At 72.1% G+C, this 19838-nt stretch carries 16 protein-coding genes and 1 tRNA gene; 3 read left to right on the top strand and 14 right to left on the bottom strand.

Features of this window, described 5'->3' with window-relative positions; all coding sequences use genetic code 11:
• Positions 1-138: 138 nt before the first annotated feature.
• The 5 genes from WMF11_RS25080 to WMF11_RS25060 form a co-directional block, all read right to left on the bottom strand.
• Positions 139-3726 carry an RCC1-like domain-containing protein gene (locus WMF11_RS25080; protein ID WP_437979160.1) on the bottom strand — a complete coding sequence of 1196 codons (3588 nt, stop codon included), beginning with the start codon at positions 3724-3726 and terminating at the stop codon, positions 139-141.
• A 584-nt stretch (positions 3727-4310) separates the two neighbouring features.
• Positions 4311-4583 (bottom strand): hypothetical protein, encoded by a 273-nt coding sequence (locus tag WMF11_RS25075; protein ID WP_437979159.1) that lies wholly within the window; start codon positions 4581-4583, stop codon positions 4311-4313.
• Positions 4584-4759: 176 nt separating this feature from the next.
• Complete coding sequence (locus WMF11_RS25070; protein ID WP_437979158.1) at positions 4760-4993, bottom strand: hypothetical protein; 234 nt, start codon at positions 4991-4993, stop codon at positions 4760-4762.
• Positions 4990-5193, bottom strand: coding sequence for a hypothetical protein (locus WMF11_RS25065; RefSeq protein WP_437910888.1), 204 nt, complete (start codon positions 5191-5193; stop codon positions 4990-4992). Before WMF11_RS25065 ends, WMF11_RS25070 begins: the two co-directional genes overlap by 4 nt.
• A gap of 152 nt (positions 5194-5345) precedes the next feature.
• Entirely contained in the window at positions 5346-6914 is a 1569-nt protein-coding gene (locus WMF11_RS25060; RefSeq protein WP_437555209.1) for an aldehyde dehydrogenase family protein, read from the bottom strand.
• Positions 6915-7262: 348 nt separating this feature from the next.
• Here WMF11_RS25060 and glgB point away from each other — a divergent pair, with 348 nt between their 5' ends.
• Positions 7263-9509 carry a 1,4-alpha-glucan branching protein GlgB gene (glgB, locus tag WMF11_RS25055; RefSeq protein ID WP_437979157.1) on the top strand — a complete coding sequence of 749 codons (2247 nt, stop codon included), beginning with the start codon at positions 7263-7265 and terminating at the stop codon, positions 9507-9509.
• A gap of 88 nt (positions 9510-9597) precedes the next feature.
• On the opposite strand, the gene WMF11_RS25050 is transcribed toward glgB, so the two are convergent.
• The 6 genes from WMF11_RS25050 to WMF11_RS25025 all read right to left on the bottom strand — a co-directional run bounded on the left by WMF11_RS25050 (position 9598) and on the right by WMF11_RS25025 (position 15663).
• Positions 9598-10227, bottom strand: coding sequence for a hypothetical protein (locus WMF11_RS25050; RefSeq protein ID WP_437555205.1), 630 nt, complete (start codon positions 10225-10227; stop codon positions 9598-9600).
• Complete coding sequence (locus WMF11_RS25045) at positions 10224-10790, bottom strand: FMN-binding protein (protein ID WP_437910885.1); 567 nt, start codon at positions 10788-10790, stop codon at positions 10224-10226. The genes WMF11_RS25050 and WMF11_RS25045 overlap by 4 nt, the downstream gene beginning before the upstream one ends.
• A gap of 120 nt (positions 10791-10910) precedes the next feature.
• Positions 10911-12284, bottom strand: coding sequence for an FAD-dependent oxidoreductase (locus WMF11_RS25040; RefSeq protein ID WP_437910884.1), 1374 nt, complete (start codon positions 12282-12284; stop codon positions 10911-10913).
• 22 nt (positions 12285-12306) lie between these two features.
• The gene (locus WMF11_RS25035; protein WP_437979156.1) at positions 12307-13734 is read right to left on the bottom strand and encodes a hypothetical protein; all 1428 of its coding nucleotides are present in this window, start codon (positions 13732-13734) and stop codon (positions 12307-12309) included.
• A gap of 67 nt (positions 13735-13801) precedes the next feature.
• Positions 13802-15412 (bottom strand): hypothetical protein, encoded by a 1611-nt coding sequence (locus WMF11_RS25030; RefSeq protein ID WP_437979155.1) that lies wholly within the window; start codon positions 15410-15412, stop codon positions 13802-13804.
• Positions 15409-15663 (bottom strand): hypothetical protein, encoded by a 255-nt coding sequence (locus WMF11_RS25025; RefSeq protein WP_044965533.1) that lies wholly within the window; start codon positions 15661-15663, stop codon positions 15409-15411. The genes WMF11_RS25030 and WMF11_RS25025 overlap by 4 nt, the downstream gene beginning before the upstream one ends.
• 136 nt (positions 15664-15799) lie before the next feature.
• Here WMF11_RS25025 and WMF11_RS25020 point away from each other — a divergent pair, with 136 nt between their 5' ends.
• Together WMF11_RS25020 and WMF11_RS25015 are read left to right on the top strand one after the other, a co-directional pair.
• Complete coding sequence (locus tag WMF11_RS25020) at positions 15800-16495, top strand: SMI1/KNR4 family protein (RefSeq protein WP_437910881.1); 696 nt, start codon at positions 15800-15802, stop codon at positions 16493-16495.
• A gap of 203 nt (positions 16496-16698) precedes the next feature.
• A complete protein-coding gene (locus WMF11_RS25015; RefSeq protein ID WP_437910880.1) occupies positions 16699-18222 on the top strand; it encodes a serine/threonine protein kinase in 1524 nt (507 codons plus the stop codon).
• 183 nt (positions 18223-18405) lie between these two features.
• Here the strand turns inward: WMF11_RS25015 and infC are convergent, their stop codons facing one another.
• The 3 genes from infC to WMF11_RS25000 all read right to left on the bottom strand — a co-directional run bounded on the left by infC (position 18406) and on the right by WMF11_RS25000 (position 19810).
• Positions 18406-19131, bottom strand: coding sequence for a translation initiation factor IF-3 (gene infC / locus WMF11_RS25010; RefSeq protein ID WP_437910879.1), 726 nt, complete (start codon positions 19129-19131; stop codon positions 18406-18408).
• A gap of 238 nt (positions 19132-19369) precedes the next feature.
• Entirely contained in the window at positions 19370-19705 is a 336-nt protein-coding gene (locus tag WMF11_RS25005) for a hypothetical protein (protein WP_437979154.1), read from the bottom strand.
• Positions 19706-19738: 33 nt separating this feature from the next.
• Positions 19739-19810, bottom strand: a tRNA-Val gene (locus WMF11_RS25000).
• Positions 19811-19838 lie beyond the last annotated feature (28 nt).

Raw genomic sequence — 19838 nt, 5'->3', positions numbered from 1 at the left:
CTCCGCGACGTCGATCTGCGGCGGGAAGGTGATTGACCCCCGTCGACGCACTCCTTGCCTGGACCGGTCGGAGCCATCGACCTGCTTTCGCCACCGCGAGCGCGCCTCGACGTGCGGAGGCGCGCTCGTGTGCGAAGCTCAGAGCCCGGCGAGGGCGACGGGAAAGCTCACCCTCGGGCTGCCATTGCCGAGTTGACCCACGCCCACCGCGCCCCACGCCGCGATCGAGCCTGTCCGGCGGAGCACGGCGGTGTGGTTCGTTCCAGCGCTGATGCTCACCGCATCGGTGACGTTCGAGACCGGCACCGGCGTCAGCGCATCGGCCACCGAGCCGCGTCCGAGCTGCGCGCTGTCACCGCGACCCCAGCAGAACGCTCCCCCGAGGGCCGTGACCGCGCAGGTGTGCGAGGAGCCCGCGCTCAGGTGCACGACATCGCCGAGGTTCGAGACCGGCATCGGAATGGTGGCGCCCGTCGTCGTGCCGTTCCCCAGCTGTCCATTAGAACCGGAGCCCCAGCAGCTCACCGAGCCCGTGCTGTGGACCGCACACGTGTGAACCCTCCCCGCAGCGAGCCCGACGGCGTCGCCCAGGCCCAGCACCGAGACCGGCGTCGACGAGCTCGACAACGTGGCGTTTCCAAGCCCCCCTTTGCCCCAGCATGAAACAGCGCCTGACGCGTGCAAGGCGCACGTGTGCTCGCCACCGGCCGCGACGTCGACAGCGTCGGCGATGTTGAGCACGGTGACGGGCCTGGTCTGGGAGGTCGTGGCCCCGTTCCCGAGCCGACCGTCCCAGCCCGCCCCCCAGCAGGACACTTGCCCGTTCTGGCGCACGGCGCACGTGTGGAGAGGGCCTGCGCTGATCGCGACGGCGTCCGACAGGGCCGACACCGCGACGGGCGTGCGGCGGTCATCAAGCGTGCCGTTCCCGAGCCGGCCATTGGCGCCCTCCCCCCAGCACTGGACCTGCCCGCTCTGAAGCAGGGCGCACGTGTGGGATGCGCCCGCGGTGACCTGAACGGCGTCGGTGAGGTCAGACACAGGAGTGGGGGTCGTCTGGTCCACCTCGGAACCATTGCCGAGTCGACCGTGGGCCGCCTCGCCCCAGCACTGGACCTGGCCGTCCCAGCGCAGCGCGCACGTGTGGGATGCGCCCGCGGTGATCTCCACCGCGTCATCGAGGGGCACCACGGGGACCGGCAACGGTGCGGTATCGATCGTTCCAATCCCGAGCTGCCCATAGCCTGCCGCCCCCCAGCAGCGGAGCTCACCGGTGCTTCGCACGGCGCACGTGTGAGTTAGGCCCGCGGCCAAGGCGCGCGCGTCGCTCAGGTCCAGCACCGCAGTGCCGCCCCGGTTCGACGACAAGAACCTTCCAATCCCGAGCTGGCCATCGGCGCCATTCCCCCAGCACACGACGGCGCCGTTCCGGCGCAGCGCGCACGAGTGGCCCGTGTCCCAGCCGCCGCGCGCATTGCTCGTCTCGAGCGCGACCGCATCCGAGAGGTTCAATACCGCGACGGGCGTGAACATGGTGATCGCAGAGCCGTTGCCGAGCTGGCCAGCGAGCCCGTTCCCCCAGCAAACGGCGCCGCCGTTCGCCCGCACGGCGCAGCTGTGCCCCGCGCCGGCCGAGATCGAGATCGCGTCGTTCAGGCCGAACACCGGCAGGGGCGTCGACTGGTCCGCCGTGAGGCCATTGCCGAGCTGGCCGTCGTGGGCATCTCCCCAGCACACGACGGCGCCGGTGGCGCGCAGCGCGCAGGTATGTGCGCCGCCCGCGTCGATGTCGACGGCGTCGGTGAGGTCCGAGACCGTGACCGGCGTCGTCGCATTCGCCGTAGAGCCATTGCCGAGCCGGCCCGAGTCGCCACGACCCCAGCACACGACGGCGCCGGTCGCGCGCCGCGCGCACGCGTGATCGGCCCCGACGTCGAGGGCCACGGCGTCGCTGAGACCGGACACGGGGACGGGCATCGTCGTACTCGCGGTGGACCCGTTCCCGAGCCGACCGTCGCTGCCCGACCCCCAGCAGACGACGGCGCCGGTCGCGCGCAGCGCGCACCCATGGGACGAGCCAATCCCGACGCTCACGGCGTCGTTCAGGTTCGAGACCGGCGTCGGCGTGCCCACCGAGATCGTGGTGCCATTGCCAATCTGTCCGTTCGCGTTGTAGCCCCAGCAATAGACCTTCCCGCCCACCACGGCGCACGTGTTGTACTCGTTCGCGCTGATCGGGCTCGTCTCACACGCCCCGTCCTCGTCCCATAGCCCCTCGACGCACGTCGCCGACTGGACCCCGCCGGGACACGTCGCGAGCGCCACCTCGCCGTCGACGCACTCGTCGGGATCGATGCACGCGCCGGTGTCCGCCCAGGCGCCCTGCGTGCAGGTCTGCTGCTGATCGCCGCGACCGTTGAGCCCGCACGGGACGTCCTGCGTCGTGCCGTTCGTGCAGACGTCGGGGTCGACGCAGGCGCCATCATCCTGCCACTGGCCATCTGCGCAACGCTGCAGCCTCGTGCCCGCGCCGTTGTATCCGCAGCCCACCTCTTGCGTCGCGCCGTTCGTGCAGACGTCGGGATCGGCGCAGGCGCCATCGTTTTGCCATTGCCCTGACGTGCAGACCTGGGGCTTCGTACCGGCCCCGTTGAGGCCACACGCCGCCTGCTGCGTCGCGCCGTTCGTGCAGGCGTCGGGATCGGCGCAGGCGCCGTCGTCCTGCCACTGGCCGTTCGCGCAACGCTGCGGCGTCGTGCCCGCGCCGTTCAGCCCACAGGCGGTCCGCCGCGTCGCGCCGTTCGTGCAGGCGTCGGCGTCGGCGCAGGCGCCGCTGTCCTGCCATTGCCCTGCCGCGCAGACCTGGGGCTTCGTACCGGCCCCGTTGAGGCCACACGCCGCCTGCTGTGTCGCGCCGTTCGTGCAGGCGTCGGGATCGACGCAGGCGCCGTCGTCCTGCCACTGGCCCGCGGTGCAGATCTGGCGCTGCGCGCCGGCCCCGTTGAGCCCGCAGGCGAGCTGCTGCGTCGCGCGGTTCGTACAGACGTCGGGATCGACGCAGGCGCCGTTGTCCTGCCATTGGCCTGATGTGCATACCTGGGGCTTGGTTCCGGCCCCGTTCAGGCCACAGGCTGCTTCCTGCGTCGTGCCGTTCGTGCAGACGTCGGCATCGACGCAGGCGCCCGGCTGCCAGACGCCGCCCGTGCAGACCGAGGTCGCTGTCCCGGCGCCGTTGTGGCCGCAAGGCTCGCTCTGCCGGGCGTCGTTGACGCACTCGTCCGGATCGTCGCACGCGCCCTCGTCGACCCACACACCGTCGGTGCAGACCTGCGTCTGCTCCCCGTTTCCATTGAGGCCACACGGCGCGCTCTGCGACGCGCCCGCGGCGCAGCCGGGGTCCCCGCCGCTGCCGCCCGCGCCGCCGGTCCCGCCCGCGCCGCCGGTCCCGCCCGCGCCGCCCGCGCCGCCGGTCCCGCCCGCGCCGCCCGCGCCGCCGGTCCCGCCCGCGCCGCCCGCGCCGCCGGTCCCGCCCGCGCCGCCCGCGCCGCCCGCGCCGCCGGTCCCGCCCGCGCCGCCCGCGCCGCCCGCGCCGCCAGCGCCGCCCGGACCGCTCGTGCTGGCTGCCGCGCTGCCGCCGGTCCCGCTCGGGTCGCCGCTGCTCGTGCTGGTGTCGTCTGGCTCGTCGCCGCACGCCACGGTTACGAGAGCGACGAGGGCGACGAGCATCCGCGCGAACCGCGCTCGACCCGCACCTCGACCAGCTACAGCCCTGTTCCCGTCGATGCGAGAGCGCCGTCGAGTGTCCAATGCAATCCTCCGTCTGGCCGTGATAAGCGTCACAGAAAACTACAGAATTTTCTTCCTCGTTACACCACATCTCTGTTGCGGCAGCACACGAGGACGCGTCCCAGTGGCCCGGGGGGACCGTGCCAGCAGGTTATGGACGCTCGCCAGCAGGTCCGGAGCCCTTACCAGCACCCGCTGGTGCAGCTCCCGCGAGCTGCTGGTGTCGCTCCTCCGACCCGCTGGTGCAGCTGCCCCTTCGCGCGGATATCGCTCCTCCGACCCGCTGGTGCAGTTTTCCTGCGCTGCTGGCCGCGCTCCCCGATCCGCTGATCCCGCTCCCCAGCTCCGCGGAGCCGCGTCCCGGAAGCGCTGGTGCAGCTCCCCGGTGACGCAACCATGCTTTCCGGTGCGTCGGGCGCTGCTGGTGCGCGCCGAGCTCTGCTGTCGTGCTACGACCGCCCATTGGCCATGATATCCACACTGACCACCACCACCAACGGAGGTAGGTTAAGGGAATCGAACTATCACAAGAGCAACTCGCGGTCCTGAAGGAGACCCGCGCGGTCGGGACCCCTGCGGAGTCTCAGGCCCTCCTCGAACAGGCGCGTCCAGAGCTCGACCGCATCGTCCGCGAGGTCATGGAGCCGAGTCAGCCCATCTCGACGACCCTCACGGAGGACCAGGCGTTCGTCTTCGAGCCGGACGTCGCCGAGCAGTTCGATGACGTCAACTCGAGCGGCACCCTCGACGAGGAGGTCAGCGACCTCGGCATGCTGCTCCGGCTCGCTCAGCAGCACCAGGCCGAGGCGAAGCGCCGCCTCGCTCCGCAACGCCCTGCGAAGGCTCCGCCCGAAGCGCCGGGCCAGCGCCGTCGCGCCGGACGAGCCGGCGCCGCTCGAACCCACGCCCGCCCGCTCCAAGCCCGCGCCGGTCGAACCCTCGCCGATCTGATCTGGGCCGGATCCCGTAGCGCTCAGCGAGCGCGGTAGATGCGGAGCACGGTGATCGTCCGCGCCTCGCGCTCGATCGTGAGCACCGCGTCGTGGAAGCCCGCGCTGAGGAGGTAGTAGGGCGCCTCCCACGCGAGCTCGCCTTCGCCCGTCTCCGCGAAGCGAACGACCGCCCGGTCGATCATGAAGGCCGAGTGCATCGGCAGTCTGTAGAACGTGACCAGCGCAGGGAAGTTCCAGACGACGCGGAAGCTCATCCGCCGTGCTCGCGGGCCAGCTCCTCCAGGGCCCGCGGCAGATCCTCGTGAGCGACGAGGCGCGCACGGCCCGCCGCGATGTCGGCGAGATCCTGATCGAGCTCGGCGCGCTGCTCCGGCGTGAGCCTCTGGACACGTGGCGCGCGCTCGATGGCCGCGAGGATGGGGTCGCTCGGCAAGGAACTGGGCCGGGTAGACATGGGTTCAGCGTGGATCAGAAGGGGGCAGGGATGCAAGAGCGCGCGCCTCTGGCACGAAGCGCAGGATCTGTGCCCGCCCGGCGGCCGTCCATCCGGCGTCTGGTCAGCCGACGTTCTCGAGGCTCCCCGCCGCCGCCGACAGCGCGCCCGCCCTAGAACAGCTCCCCGATGCGCCGGAGGAAGCCGCCGCTCGAGAAGAGCGCGCGCATGCCTCGCTTGAACCAGCTGTACGACGACGCGGTGTAGGGGAACCAGGTCGGGTCCTTCGACCCCAGCGCGATGCGGTCCGCGTTGATGTGCTTGACGTCGCACATCTGCCGGAGCCCGTCCTCGCCCATCACCCGGCCGAAGCCGCTCTGCTTGACGCCGCCGAACGGCGCGTCGGGGAGGGCGCCGTTCATGAGCACGTCGTTCACCAGCACGCTGCCGGCCTGCAGGCGCTCGGCGAGCCGGCGGGCGTGATCGGTGTCCTCCGAGAAGACATAGGCGTTGAGGCCGAGGTGCGACTCGTTCGAGAGGCGGATCGCCTCCTCCTCGGTCGCGACCTGCATGAACGGCACGACCGGCCCGAAGATCTCCTCGGTCATCACCGTCATCGCATGATCGCAGCCTGCGATGATCGTCGGCTCGAAGAACTGGCCCTGCCCCGGCGCGCGCTTGCCGCCGGCCTTCACGGTCGCCCCCTTGTCGACGGCGTCCTTGATGTGCCGCTCGGCGACGTCGATCTGCGGCGGGAAGATGATCGCCCCCACGTCGACGAACTCCTTGCCCGGATCACCCTGGTTCAGCCCCTTGGTGATCTCGACGGTGCGCTCGAGCAGGCGATCGTGGATCTCGCGGTGCGCATAGACCCGCTCCACCGCGACGCACACCTGCCCCGCGTTCGCGAAGCCGCCGAAGACGATCGCCTGCGCCGTGCGCTCGATGTCCGCGTCCGCGCAGGCGATGAGCGGCGCCTTGCCGCCGAGCTCCATCACGCACGGGATGAGGCGCTCGCCGCAGGCGGCGGCGACCTTCCTCCCGGTGCCGACGCTGCCGGTGAACAGGAGCATCTGGATGCCGCTGTCGATGAGCGCCGCGCCGGTCGGCCCGTAGCCGGTGACGACCTGGAACAGATCCTCGGGCATGCCCGCGCCGTCCCAGATCTCCTTCTGCTTGAGCGCGATGAGCGGCGTCACCTCGCTCGGCTTGAGCACGGCGGCGTTGCCGGCGACGATCGCCGCGAGCACGTCGCGCAGCGCGAGCTGGAACGGGAAGTTCCACGGCGAGATCACGCCGACCACGCCGCGAGGGACGTAGTGGACCCAGCTGCGCCGGTGCTTGAACAGGTGGAGCTTGATCTCGTGCGGCTCGAGCGCCTTCGGGGCGACCTGCGCGAAGTACGTCGCCATGTCGGCCGCGACCAGGACCTCGTGCAGCAGCGCCTCGTGGCGCGGCTTGCCGCACTCGCGCGAGAGCAGATCGACGATCTCGTCCGTGCGATCGACGATGGCGTCGCGGAAGCGCAGGACGCGCTGGCAGCGCTCCTCGACGGGCAGCGCGCCCCACGCCTCCTGCGCGCGCCGCGCCCGGGCGACCGCGGCACGCACCTCCTCGGCGCTGGTGTTCGGGGCCTCTCCAAGGAGCTCCCCGGTCGCGGGCGCGTAGCTGCGGATCGCCGCGCCTCCGTGCCCGTTCATGCCAGGACCGCTGCCGTTGCCCCCGATCGGGCGTTCGCTCACCACCTGACCCATGTTCGATCCCTCCGCCTGTCGAGCCCGCATCGCTTGCCGGATGGCCTCCGTGGCTCGCCGCTCGACGCCGGGACCCTACCCTTCCCGAGAAGGTACAGCAAATGAGCATTTGCGCTGTTTCCCGATGAATCCCGACGATTCTCGGCGTGCTCGCGGTCGATCCGGCCCCCCGACATCCGCTGTTGCGCTGCGGACAAATGGTGAGCACACCGTGGTTGCGCCAGGGGGGACCGGCGCCGCAGGCCGCGCCGGTGCGCCCGGGTGAGCCTGGTCGGCGTCTCGGGCGGACTCTCGGCATGACGTCGGCGAGTGGAGCCGCTATAGGCGGACCCCGACATGTTGGAACAACGAGAACTCGATCTCATCGCGGCAGTCGAGCATCCGGATCCGCACCACGTGCTCGGCGCGCACGAAGACGAGGACGACCTGGTTGTCCGCGTCTTTCGGCCGGACGCCACCGAGATCTCGGTGGTCCCGGGCGACCCCAGGCTCCGGAGGCAGCCGATGGAGCGCGTCCACCCCGCGGGCCTCTTCGAGGCGCGCTTCCCCGGCGTGTCCTACCCCGCGGACGGACGCTTCCCGTACCAGCTCGAGCTGCGCTTCGCGGACGGCAACTCCTCGGTGGAGCTCGACCCGTACGCGATGCCGCCGACGCTCGGGGACATCGATCGCCACCTCCTGGCCGAGGGGCGGCACTGGGAGCTCTACCGCGTCCTGGGCGCGCACGTGCGCGAGGTGGACGGGGTCTCCGGGACGTCGTTCGCGGTCTGGGCCCCGAACGCGCGGCGGGTGAGCGTCCTCGGCGACTTCAACCACTGGGACGGCCGCCGCCACGCGATGCGCCGGATGGGCGAGGGCTTCTGGGAGCTCTTCATCCCGGGCCTCGGCGAGGGCGCGCTCTACAAGTACGAGATCAAGACGCCGGAGGGGCACCTCACGGTGAAGACCGATCCCGTCGCCCAGGCGATGGAGCTCCGGCCGGCCACCGCCTCGCGCGTCTACACGAGCCGCTACGCGTTCCAGGACGGCGACTGGATGCAGGAGCGCGGCAGGATCGACTCCCGCAAGAAGCCGCTCACGATCTACGAGGTCCACGCCGGCTCCTGGCGGCGCGTGCAGGGCGAGGGCCCGCCGTACGAGGGCGGGATGCGCTGGATGACGTACCGCGAGCTCGCCGACCACCTCGTCGACTACGTGGCCGAGCTCGGCTTCACGCACATCGAGCTCATGCCGGTCATGGAGCACCCCTTCGACGGGTCATGGGGTTACCAGGTGGCGGGCTACTTCGCCCCGACCAGCCGCTTCGGCGATCCCGACGACCTCCGCTACTTCATCGACCGCTGCCACCAGCGGGGGATCGGCGTGATCCTCGACTGGACCCCCGCGCACTTCCCCAAGGACGCGTGGGCGCTCGGGCGGTTCGACGGCACGGCGCTCTACGAGCACCTCGACCCGCGCCTCGGCGAGCACCGCGAGTGGAACACGTACATCTTCAACTACGGCCGCCACGAGGTGCGGAACTTCCTTGTGGCCAACGCGCTCTACTGGCTCGACGAGTTCCACATCGACGGGCTGCGGGTCGACGCGGTCGCCTCGATGCTCTACCTCGACTACGCCGCGCAGGGCGGCGACTGGGTGCCGAACCGGTATGGCGGCCGCGAGAACATCGAGGCCATCGACTTCATCCGCGAGCTGTCGAACCGGGTGCACGAGCGCTGTCCGGGCGCGATCCTCTGCGCGGAGGAGTCCACCGCCTGGCCGTCGGTGACCCACGCGACGTACGTCGGCGGGCTCGGCTTCGACTTCAAGTGGAACATGGGGTGGATGCACGACACGCTCGACTTCTTCAAGCACGAGCCCATCCACCGCGCCTTCCACTACCACCAGCTCACGTTCGGGCTGATCTACGCCTTCTCCGAGAAGTTCCTCCTGCCGCTGAGCCACGACGAGGTCGTGCACCTCAAGCGGGCGCTGCTCTCGAAGATGCCCGGCGACTACTGGCAGATGCTGGCGAACCTGCGCGCGCTCTACGGCTACATGTGGGCGCACCCGGGCAAGAAGCTGCTCTTCATGGGCGGTGAGATCGGCCAGTTCGCCGAGTGGAGCGAGAAGACGGAGCTCGACTGGGGCCTGCTCTCGGTGCCCGAGCACGCGGGGCTCAAGCGGCTCGTGACGGAGCTCAACGCGCTCTACAAGAAGTATCCGGCGATGTACGAGCTCGACGACGAGCACCACGGCTTCCGGTGGATCGACTGCACGGACCACATGCAGACCGTGATCTCGTTCATCCGCTACGGCGACGGCGCGGGAGATCAGATGTCGCCCTCGGGCACGCACGTCGTGTTCATCGGCAATTTCACGCCGGTCCCGCGCCATCACTACCGGATCGGCGTCCCGCGGCGCGGCGCCTACCTGGAGGTGCTCAACACCGACGCGGTCCAGTACGGCGGCAGCGGCGTGGGCAACCTGGGTCGCGTCGAGGTCGAGGACGTCCCGAGCCATGGGTTCCCGCAATCGATCGTGCTCTCGCTCCCGCCGCTGGGGGTGCTCTGGCTCGTCCCCGAGCAGGACGCGCCGGGCTGAGGCCTCGTCGGGCGCGCTGGTGACCAGGTCCCCAGGGCGCCTTCGCTCGTCGGGGCGAGCGCGCTCCGCGCGGGGCGCGCGCGGCGGTTTACTGGGCCTGGGCCTCGTCGGCCGGCGCTGCCTCGCCTCGCCGCGAGCGCCTCGGCAGCCACATGTCCACCGTCGAGACGACCGCCATGGCGCCGAGCGACAGCAACATCGCCACGCCGGAGATGGGCATCAGCGCAGCGGCGCCGGGCGCGCTCCGGATGAGCCATGGCGCCGCGATGTGCAGCCCGCTCGTGACGACGGCCGCCGCGACGCCCGCGGTGTGGAGCCACGACGGCAGGCGCGCGAGCAGCCAGAGGTGCGCGAGGATCAGCACGTAGACCGGCACCGAGAAGAGGTGGAAATGCGTCACCTCGAGCAGCTTCCGCTCGGAGATCTGCTCGACGAGGACGCGCGGCGCCTCCGGCGTTCCGGGGAGCTCGATCTCCGGGCCCAGATCGAGCGCGGGCCCCTCGGCCGCCGCGGGCGCCTGGGTCGGGGCAGGCGGCGGCGCGGCGACCGGCGCGCCCGCGTAGTACGCGGCGGCCCCCGCGTCCTGGACCATCGCGCCGTAGAGGCGCCACGACACGAGCAGCCCGATGACCGACGCGAGCGCGAACGCCGAGTAGAGGAGCTTCGCGCCGAGCGAGAGCGACCTCAGCCGACCGGCTGAAGCTGTGAAATCCCTCACAGACCGCCGCGCTTCAGCGCGAGCTGGAGGACGAGCGCGTCGCGCTTGACGCCGAGCGCCACGGAGCGGGACGAGATGGATGCGCCCGACACGATGTCGATGTCCTTGCCCGCGGTGATCGGGTCGACCGCCGTCTTGCCGCGGAACTGGGCGCGGAAGCGATCGCCGCGGACCTCGTCGCCGTACGCCTCGCGGTACTCGAGGATCTCGATGCGCTCCACCGCGCCGGCCGTCGAGAACTGCACGGCGAAGTCGATCGGCTCGTGCATCCCCTTCTCTTCGTCCTTGATCGCGTAGCCGTCGATCTTGCCGTCGGACTCCGCGACGTACACCACCCACTCGCGCTTGACCGGCGCCCCCAGCTTCTTGCCGAGCTCCTGCGCCTCCGCGTCGCCGAGGACGACCTTGCGATAGCCGACCTTCTTCGAGCTCGCGAAGAAGCTCTTCAGGACAGCAGGGACCGTCCAGTACGTCGCGCCGTGGGCGGGCAGCGCCGCCAGGATGAACGTGAGCGCCGCTGCTGCAGCGAAGTGGGCGGTGTGGAGGTCACGAGAAGGACGCATCAAAGCTCCGACGAAGCTGTCATTCGTGAAAGTCAAAGTCAACGGCGTTTGGGCCGCGGATTTGCGGCGCGGGCGTCAGTTGCGTCAGTTGCGTCAGTTGCGTCAGTTGCGTCAGTTGCGTCAGTCGCGCACCTGCACGTCCAGGTAGCGCTCGGCGTTCAGCGCCCACGCTTCCGGGCTGCGGCCGGCCTCGACGTGCGCCACCGCGTCGGCCGCGATCGCGGCGCAGTGATCGAGGTTGCAGTGCAGGAAGAGCGCCTGCCGCCCGAAGGGGATCACGCCGAGCGCGGCGGCGCGGCGCATCGCGGCCCGCCAGTCCCGCAGCCAGCCGCGCCGGTAGAGCGGGTACACGCGGGGCACGAAGCGCTGCCGGGCCTCGAGCGGCGCCACCCCGCGCGGGGCGATGCCCGCGCGCACGAGCTGGTCGAGCAGCGCCTCGAGCGGCGGGCCCGAGGCGAAGTCGCGCCCGCTCCCCCAGGCCCCCTCGGGGATCTCGACGCACAGCACCGTCTCGCCCGGGCGGCGGAGATCGGGCGCGTAGTTCTGCAGCTCGGAGACGCGGCCGAACCAGAAGCGCGGGTCGGGGCAGTAGTACGTCTCCGGGGCGCCGAGCCGCGCGCGCGGGTACGCCAGGTAGACAAGGTAGAGCCCGCGGTGCTCGAGCGGCGCGTCGGGCACGAGATCCGCGAGATCGCCGGCGAACAGGATCGGCGCCGCGCCGGCGCGCGCGCCCGCCCCGGCCAGACCGAGGGCGGAGCCGCACTCGGCCTTGACGCCGGCCTCCGCGAGGCGCGCCTCGAGGTACGTGACGAGCGACGAGATGCCCGCCGGCGGGTAGATGAACCGCGCGAGATCCGCCGAGGCGCCGCCGCGGCCGCGGGCGAGCCCCTTGAACAGCGCGAGCGGGCTCGTCGTGCTGATCCGCTTCTTCGCGACGGTCTGGGAGAGCTCGGACGGCGGGAGGCCCCAGACCTTCTCGGCGTAGGGCCGGTAGAACGACGCGTAGGCCGCCGCGCCGACGCGGTCGCGCACGAACCGCTCGAAGCCGACGTCCTCGCCGGCGAGGGCGCGGTCGTGCTCCCAGCGGGCGAAGGCCGCGCGGCGGCCGCGCTGCGCGACGAACCCGAGGCCCATGGCGGCGCCGGCGCGGAGGCCGAGCGCGCGGAGCATCGAGGGCGCGCTCGGCGGGTAGGGGACGTGGCGCTCGCCGAGCACGAGCACCCCGCGGCGCGGGCGCGAGAGGAACGGGGAGCGCGCGTGCACCTCGCGGAAGAGCGGCTGATCGAGGGCGGCCGGGTGGAGCCGGTGCGAGCCGAGATCGCACGGCAGGCCGCGGAACGTCTCGGCGCCCGCGAGCCCGCCGGCCCGCGCCGCGCGCTCGAGGAGGCGCACGCGCCGGCCGGCCCGCGCGAGCAGCAGCGCGGCGTAGAGGCCGGAGATGCCGGCGCCGACCACGAGGCGCTCGGGCCCGGCGTCGTCTGGGCGGAGTGACATCGTGTGCCCGCGTCCCGCGCGCTCAGTACATGAACCCGAGGCCGAGATTGAGCTGCGTCTGGTCGAACCCGAGGGTGCGGTCGCGCAGCTGGTAGTCGGCCTTCACGACGACCCCCTGGGTCGGCCGGTACGAGGCGCCGAGCGTGAGCTCGCGGACGCCGTACGAGGCGTTGGCCTTGTAGCCCTCGGGCACCGCGGACTGCGTGTCGTACGCCTCGACGCGCGCGAACGGCAGGAGCTCGTGGCCCACGCCGAGCGGGCGGAGCACGTCGAACGCGGCCTCGACATAGCCGCCGCGGATCCGGGAGGCCACGGGGCTCGTGGGATCGATGAAGTTCGGCGCGCCGCTCTCGTTGAACGAGACCATCAGCGCGCGCGCCTCGGGGAGGTGCCACTCGGCGAACAGGACCCGCGTCTCCAGGCCGCTCCTGCGCCAGCGCGCGTCGAGCGACCAGCCGAGGACCGGGACCGACAGATCCACCGGGGTGCCGTCGCGAAGGAAAAATTTTCCCTCGCCGTTCGGCCCAGCGTCGCTCGCGTACACCGAAGCGCCCGCGACGACCCCGAGCAGCGGCTCGGCCTCGACGCGCGCGACGGCCGCCCATGCGTTGGCGCGGGCGAGCCCGCCGCTCTGCCGCCCGCCGGCGAGGCCGCCCGCGCGGAAGCCGAGCGGATCGAGGCCGGTCATGGCGTAGGCCTCGAAGCGCAGCCAGTCGAGCGGCTGCCCGAACGCGCCGATCCCGATCTCGCGCCACGTCGAGGGGATGACGAGGGTGTCGACCTTGGGCCTGACCACGCCGTGGAACACCGGCGGCTCGTGCCACTGGTTGATGATCCCCATCGGGACGAGCACGAGGCCAGCCCGCAGCCCGAGGGCGCGGCCTGCCGCGTTCCACTCGATGTAGGCCTGCTCCAGCTCCGCGGCGCCCGGGCAGCTCGCGCAGGAGATCGAGTGTTCGACCTCGAGCTCGACGTAGGACCGGATGTCGGCCGTGAACTCGTGCGCCACGAAGAGCACGAGCCGGGGGATGTCGGCGACCCACGCGCGCTCGCCGTCGCGGCCGGTCGTCGTGCCGCGGACATGCACCTCGCCGTAGCCGCCGACGGAGGTGCTGCTGGCGCTCGCCCCGGCGCTGCGGAACCGCTGCTCGGTCAGGCCGCGGACGAGCTCGTGCTCGGGCGCCTCTCCGGCGCCGAGACCGACGGCGGGCTTCCGGGGCTCCGGCGGCGGCGCGGCGTCCTCGGGCGGCAGGTCGAGGACCGGGCCGTCCGGCGTTGCCTGGGCGGCAGGCGCTGGCTGGGCGCCAGGCGCTGGCTGGGCGGTAAGCGCGGGCTGCGTGGCGGGCGCGGGTTGCGTGGCAGGCGCCGGCTGCGCGGCAGCGGAGAAGGGCAGCAGCGCGCCGAGGACGACGCCCGCGGAGCGAGGCCACAAGGACGTGATCGCTTTCATGACGAGGACCGGGAGCCCGGAGGGGCGGGAGTCTTCGCGCCCTTGAAAACGGAGGTCAACCTCGTTTTCAGCGAGGGGGCGCGCCGCGCGGCGCGCGCGAGAGCGCGCCGCCTGCTGGAGGTCCGGCGGGCAGCGCCTCGAGCAGCGTGAGATCGCTCCAGAGCGCGTCGACGTAGCGCGAGCGCGGGCGCGCGAAGCGGATCGCGATCGTGTAGCCGCGGCCCGCGAGCGCGTCGCGCGCCTCCCGCGACAGCGCCTCGCTGGTGATGAGCGCGCCGCCCGGCCCGGCCTGCTCGACGTAGCGGACGAGCGCGGCGTCGTCGCGGACGCGCACGGGCAGCCGGCCCGGGGCGCCCTCCTGGATCATCCGGTCGAGGTCGCGCGTGAGCACCGGGCGCGGCGGCGCGCCGGCGTCGCGGAGGAAGCGCACGATCGCGGCCGCCGGCGAGGGCGCCTCGTGCTGGCGAGCGAGCGAGATCGCGTCGGCGAGCCATTGCGCCGCGAGGGCCGCGACGAGGGCGAAGGGCGCGGTGGCGCGGAGCGCGCGGTGGCGCGGAGCGCCCTCCGCCGCGGGGCGCGCCGCCGAGAGGGCCGCTGCGCCGGCGGCCATGGCGACGAGGAGGAGCGGGACGAGAGGGAGCCAGTGCCGCGGCTTGAAGGCGATGTTTTGCCCGAGGAGCGCCCAGAGGAAGTAAGCGAACGCGGAGACCCAGAGCTCGGGTTGCTCGCGCAGCGCGCGCGCGGCCCGCTCCCGCGACGCGACCCGGAGCGCGCCCGCGGCGAGGAGCGCGATCAGGAGCGGCGCGCCGAGCCAGCGCGCCGCCGGCGCGTCGGGCCACGCTCCGCCGAGCCCGTTGGCCCAGATCCCCCAGATCACGCCGCGGAGGCGATCGAGCGGCGACGACACGGTGATCGCCGTCCCTCCCCAGCGGGTGAAGTGCCCGAGCCCCTGGACCCACGTCGTCGCGACGAGGTCGCGCGGCGTCGCGATCAGCAAGAGCGGCACGAGCCACGCGAGCGCGCCGGCCGCGAGGTCGCGGCCGCGCGCGAGCCACGCGAGGCGGCCGCCCTCGTCGCGGGCGATGACCGCGAGGCAGGCGAGCGCGAACGGGAAGTACGAGAGCCGCACGCCGAGCCCGACGCCGAGCAGCACGAGCGCCCAGGTGCGCGCGCGCGCCGCCGCGGCGGCGGTATCCGGCGGCGCGCCCGGAGCGGCCGCCCGCGCGTCGCGGAGGCGCCGCGCGCGGGCGCACAGCCAGAGCGCCGCGGTCACCGCCGCGGTGCCGGCCATGTCGCTGAGGAGCTTCTCGGACGACAGCCAGAGGAACGGCGAGGCGAGCGCGAGGACCCCGGCGAACACCGCGGCGCGCCGCCCAGCGACGTCGCGCGCGAGCAGGGCGGTGAAGGCGACGGCGGCAGCGCCCGACGCGGCGCTGACGAGGGCGAGCGCCGCGCGCGGCGTTGCGCCGAGCAGCGCCAGCCCCTTCGCCGCCGCGACGAACACGGGGTAGTACGGCGCGTGCGGGCGGAGCGCGGCCACGTCGAACCGCTCCACGCCGAGCGCGAACCGGAGCGCGTCGATGTCCTCGTCGTGATCGATGCGGAAGAACAGGCGCGAGGCGAGCGCGGCGGCGGTGAGCGCGGCGAGCGCGAGGAGATCGCGCCGCTCTTCCCTCACGAGCCCGAGCCGGATCCCGAGCCGGGCGCGTGCGTCGGCGCGCCGCAGTCCGGCTGATCCACGCTGGCCGCCCCGGCGCTCGTGGTGGCGCCCGAGCCCGATCCCGAGCCCGGGAGCGGCGCCGCCGGCGTGTCGCACTGGTCGAACAGCTCCTCGCCCGCGTAGTCGAGGCACGCCGTCGCGAGCGACGCGACGACGAACGTGGCGCCCGCCACGACGAACGCGGTGCGAAGCGATGCCCAGGAGCCCAAGCCAGTCACGCAAGCACCGTGCCGCTGACCCAAATGACTGTCAAGCGCGTGCGTCCCCCGGGTTGCGCCTGCGCGGCGGGGCGGAGCGTCGCTCGTTTTTTGCTCCTTCCGGCGCCGCGCGCGTAGGGTCGCGCGCATGGAGTGGCTCGAGTCGATGCACCGCATCCGCGCGCTCAAGCTGGAGCTCGCGCGGATGGATCCGCGGCAGGGAATGCCGATCGCGCCGCCGGCCGGGGCTCCCGAGGAGGCGATCGCCGGCGTCGAGCGGCGCCTCGGAATGGCGTTGCCGACGAGCTATCGGGAGCTGCTCTCGCGGCACGACGGCTGGCCGCAGCTGTTCGCCGGCGCCAGCCTGCTCGGGGTGCGCGCGCTCGCGCGCGGCTCGTACATGGACGTCGGGCGGATGGTGCTCGAGCACTGCGAGGGCGAGGAGGCGCGTGGCGCGGGCGACCGCGACGGCGCGCCGGCGACCGTGCGCGGCCGCTATGGTGCGCGGAGCGCGCTCGTCCCGTTTGGCATCGACGCGGCCGCCGAGACGGTCTTCGCGTGGGATCCCGAGGCGAGGGCGCCTGACGGAGAGCTCGAGATCATCCTCTGGACGAACGACGTTGGGCTGCGCCTGTCGGGCTTCCCGGAGCTCCTCGACATGGTGAAGGACATGCTCGCCGCGGAGCTCGACGATCGCCGGAAGCGCGCCGCCGCGCAGGTCGCGCAGATCGAGCCCGCGGCGCTCGCGCGCGGCGCGGTCGCGTCGAGGAGCCGCGTGCGCGCGGTGGCGGTGCCGCTCACACCTGCACCTCGGCCGTTCATGCGGAGCGCGCTCACGGGCTGAGCGAGCCTCGCCTCCGAGCCTGGCCGCTGCGATGCCCGCGTAAGGCTGCGTCCAGGGGACAGGGCGCGCGCTCGTGCGCGAGCGTGCGCGAGCGTGCGCGAGCGTTACAGACCGCATTCTTTGCGCGCCTCGCTCGCGGGCTCCGATGAAGACGAGCCGGTTGTTTCCGCGCGCAGCGTGGGACGTGGTGTACTAGGTGGACCATGACGGATGCCCACCAGCAGCAGCGCTACCGGGTCATCGAGCGGCTAGCTTCGGGCGGCATGGCCGAGGTCTTCCTGGCGGAGAGCGCCGGGATCGAGGGGTTCAAGAAGCAGGTCGCGATCAAGCGCGTGCTCCCGCACCTCAGCGAGAAGAAGCGCTTCATCGCGATGTTCCTCGACGAAGCGCGGCTGTCGGCGCACCTCTCCCACTCCAACGTCGCGCAGGTGTTCGACATCGGCGTCGGCGACAACGCGTACTTCATCGTGATGGAGTACGTGGACGGCGCCGACCTGAAGGCCGTCCTCGAGTCGATGCGCAAGGCCGGCCGCACCCTCCCGGTCGAGTCCGCCGTGTTCATCACGGCGAAGCTCTGCGAGGGGCTCACCTACGCCCACGAGCTCAAGTCGGCCGACGGGCATCCGCTTCAGATCGTCCACCGGGACATGTCGCCTCCGAACGTGCTCATCACGAAGTACGGCGAGGTGAAGATCGTCGACTTCGGCCTCGCCAAGGCGACGAGCCAGCTCGAGAAGAGCGAGGCCGGGATCATCAAGGGCAAGTTCAGCTACCTCTCGCCCGAGGCCGCGCAGGGCCAGGAGGTCGATCACCGCACTGACATCTTCGCGCTCGGCGCGATCCTCTGGGAGATGCTCTCCGGGAAGCGGCTCTTCCTCGGCGACACCGACTACCAGACGGTCAAGCTCGTGCAGCAGGCGCAGATCCCGCCGCTCTCCGAGAGCAACAAGGCGGTCCCCCCCGAGCTCGATCGCATCATCGCCCGCTCGCTGGCCCGCGATCCCGCGGAGCGTTATGGCTCGGCGCGCGAGCTCGGCCGGGATCTCACGACCTTCCTGTACAGGTTCGGCAGGCCCGTCAGCGCCTACGACATCGCCGAGCACGTCCGCAGCGCCATGGCGCTCCGGAAGCGCGCTCCCACGTCGGACAAGGCGTCGTTCATCGACCGGCTCATCGAGGAGACGCTGCTCGAGTTCACGTCGCTGCCGGACGACAAGGCGGCGCCGAGCACCACGCGCTTGAACGAGCCGCTCAAGATCTCGGCCTTCGAGGACATCGGCAAGTGGGCCGACGAGATCAAGCTCTCGGCGCCGGGGGACAAGCTCTCGGCGCCGGGCGAGGACGTCATGCGGCGGTCCCTCGCCACCGTGTCGGTCGAGGAGGGCAACCTCGCCGCGCTGGAGGAGACGGGGTTCGGCCTTCCGCTCGCCCCCTCGTCCAGGCCGGCGGGTCCGCTGCTCGCGCCGCCTGTGCCGGCGCATCCGCCGTTCGAGAGGCGAGCCGTACCGACCCTGGCCTCCCCGCGGCCCGTACCCGAGATGCAGCGCCCTGCGCCGCCCACGCCGGCGCCTATCGCGCCGCTCGTCCCGGCTGCGCCGCTCGACCTGGAGCCGGATCTGGCCCCTCCAGCCAGGACCGGGGGCGGCGCGGTGAAGGCCGTGCTGCTCGTCGCCGCGCTCGCCGCCCTCGCCGCAGGCGCGTGGTTCGGCGGCCTGATCCCGCACTGACACGGCGAAGGGAGCGTGCTCCTTGCGGCGCCCATGGCCGAGCCATGGGCGCTGCGTGCTGCGCGGCGGCGAGGTGGCCAGCGCCACGAGCGCTCAGCGCATGTCAGCACGCGTCGACACGCCGCCCTTGCGAGGCGCGCCGCACCGTGATCGGTGTCGTGGCGCGCTCTCTCGCCGGATGCGTTACTCGGTCCCCTCCGCCTCGTCGTCCTCCTCGTCGTCCTGCTCCTCGAGCTCCCTCTCGAGCTTCTCGATCTCCTCGTCCTCCGTGTCGTCCAGGGCAGGAGCGGCGCGCCCTTCCTGGATCGCCTTCTGACGCGCCTTCTCCGCGGCGGCGCGGGCCTGGGCCACCTTCTGCAGGATCGCCGGCTTGGGCGCCATCATCAGCGTCATCGTGCGCTGCTCCATCATGGGGCGCACCTCGACGTTCGCGATCTCCTCGCAGTGCTGGACGATCCAGTCGAGCTGCTCCTGCGCCTTCTCCGGGTGGGTGATCTCTCGGCCGCGGAAGCGCACCGTGAACTTCACCTTGTGGCCTGCGCCGAGGAACCGGTGAGCAGCCCTGGTCTTGAACTCGAGATCGTGGTCGTCCGTCTTGGGACGGAGCTTGATCTCCTTGATCTCCACCACACTCTGCTTGCGCTTCGCCTCGCGGGCCTTCTTCTTCTCGTCGTACTTGTACTTGCCGAAGTCGAGGATCTTGCAAACCGGGGGATCCGCCTTCGGGTTGACCTCGACGAGGTCGAGCCCCTTCTCCTGTGCTCGGCGCAGCGCCTCGTGGGTCTGCATGATGCCGAGCATCTCGCCATCATCACCGATGACGCGGATCTCCGGGACGCGGATGCGCTGGTTGATGCGGATCTGCGGCCCCCGCTGGGCCTGCCGAGGGTCGAAGCGTCTCATCGCCATGTGATATTTCGCTGCCTCCTTGTGTGCTGTGCTCTTGAAAGCGACGGTCCGCCGCTCCGCGACCGAGCCCGGTCGTGGCGTCCATCACCACGACAATGTCGCCTGACTCTGCGCCGCAGGCAACGGCAGCAAGCAGGACGAGCGCCGCGGCGCATCGGCGCTCCGGGCCATGGCGCGCCGGGCTCGACGGGGGTGGGGAAGGGACTGCCGGGCGAGAGAGGCCGGCCGGAGCGGCAGGTCACGAACCCGATGCGCTCACGGCGAGCCGGGGGAGCTTCCGCGCTGCGGCTCGCCGGTCGGCGAGCTCCGCGAGCGGAATCGCCCCGAGGGCCTCGTCGAGGTCGCGCGACCGGGGGGCGGCCACGGCGTTCGCCGAAGGGCGATCCGGAGCGCTCGTCCGGACCAGCCCGACCGGGGCCGAGTCGTCGAAGTGGAAAGGGGTGTGAAGCTCGATGAGGCGCCCGTTGACGTGGGCGCCGAGGATGGGGCGGTTCTTGGCGATGTCGTCCGCGAGAGCCTTGCGCACCGTGGTGCGGGCCGCCGGGGCGGCCAGGGCTGTCTGATCGAGGGCCATGAAACCTCGCAGGCTAGGTCTCCTGCTGATTTGTAGGCGCGGCCGGTTTCGAACCGGCGACCCCTACCGTGTCAAGGTAGTGCTCTACCACTGAGCTACGCGCCTATGTCCCGCCCGCTCGGCCTGAGGCCGA

The organism is Sorangium sp. So ce295, assembly GCF_051527405.1.
Classification (GTDB): domain Bacteria; phylum Myxococcota_A; class Polyangia; order Polyangiales; family Polyangiaceae; genus Sorangium; species Sorangium cellulosum_B.
Note: the sequence above shows the minus strand (reverse complement) of the source record. Positions and strands in the feature narration are given on the sequence as shown.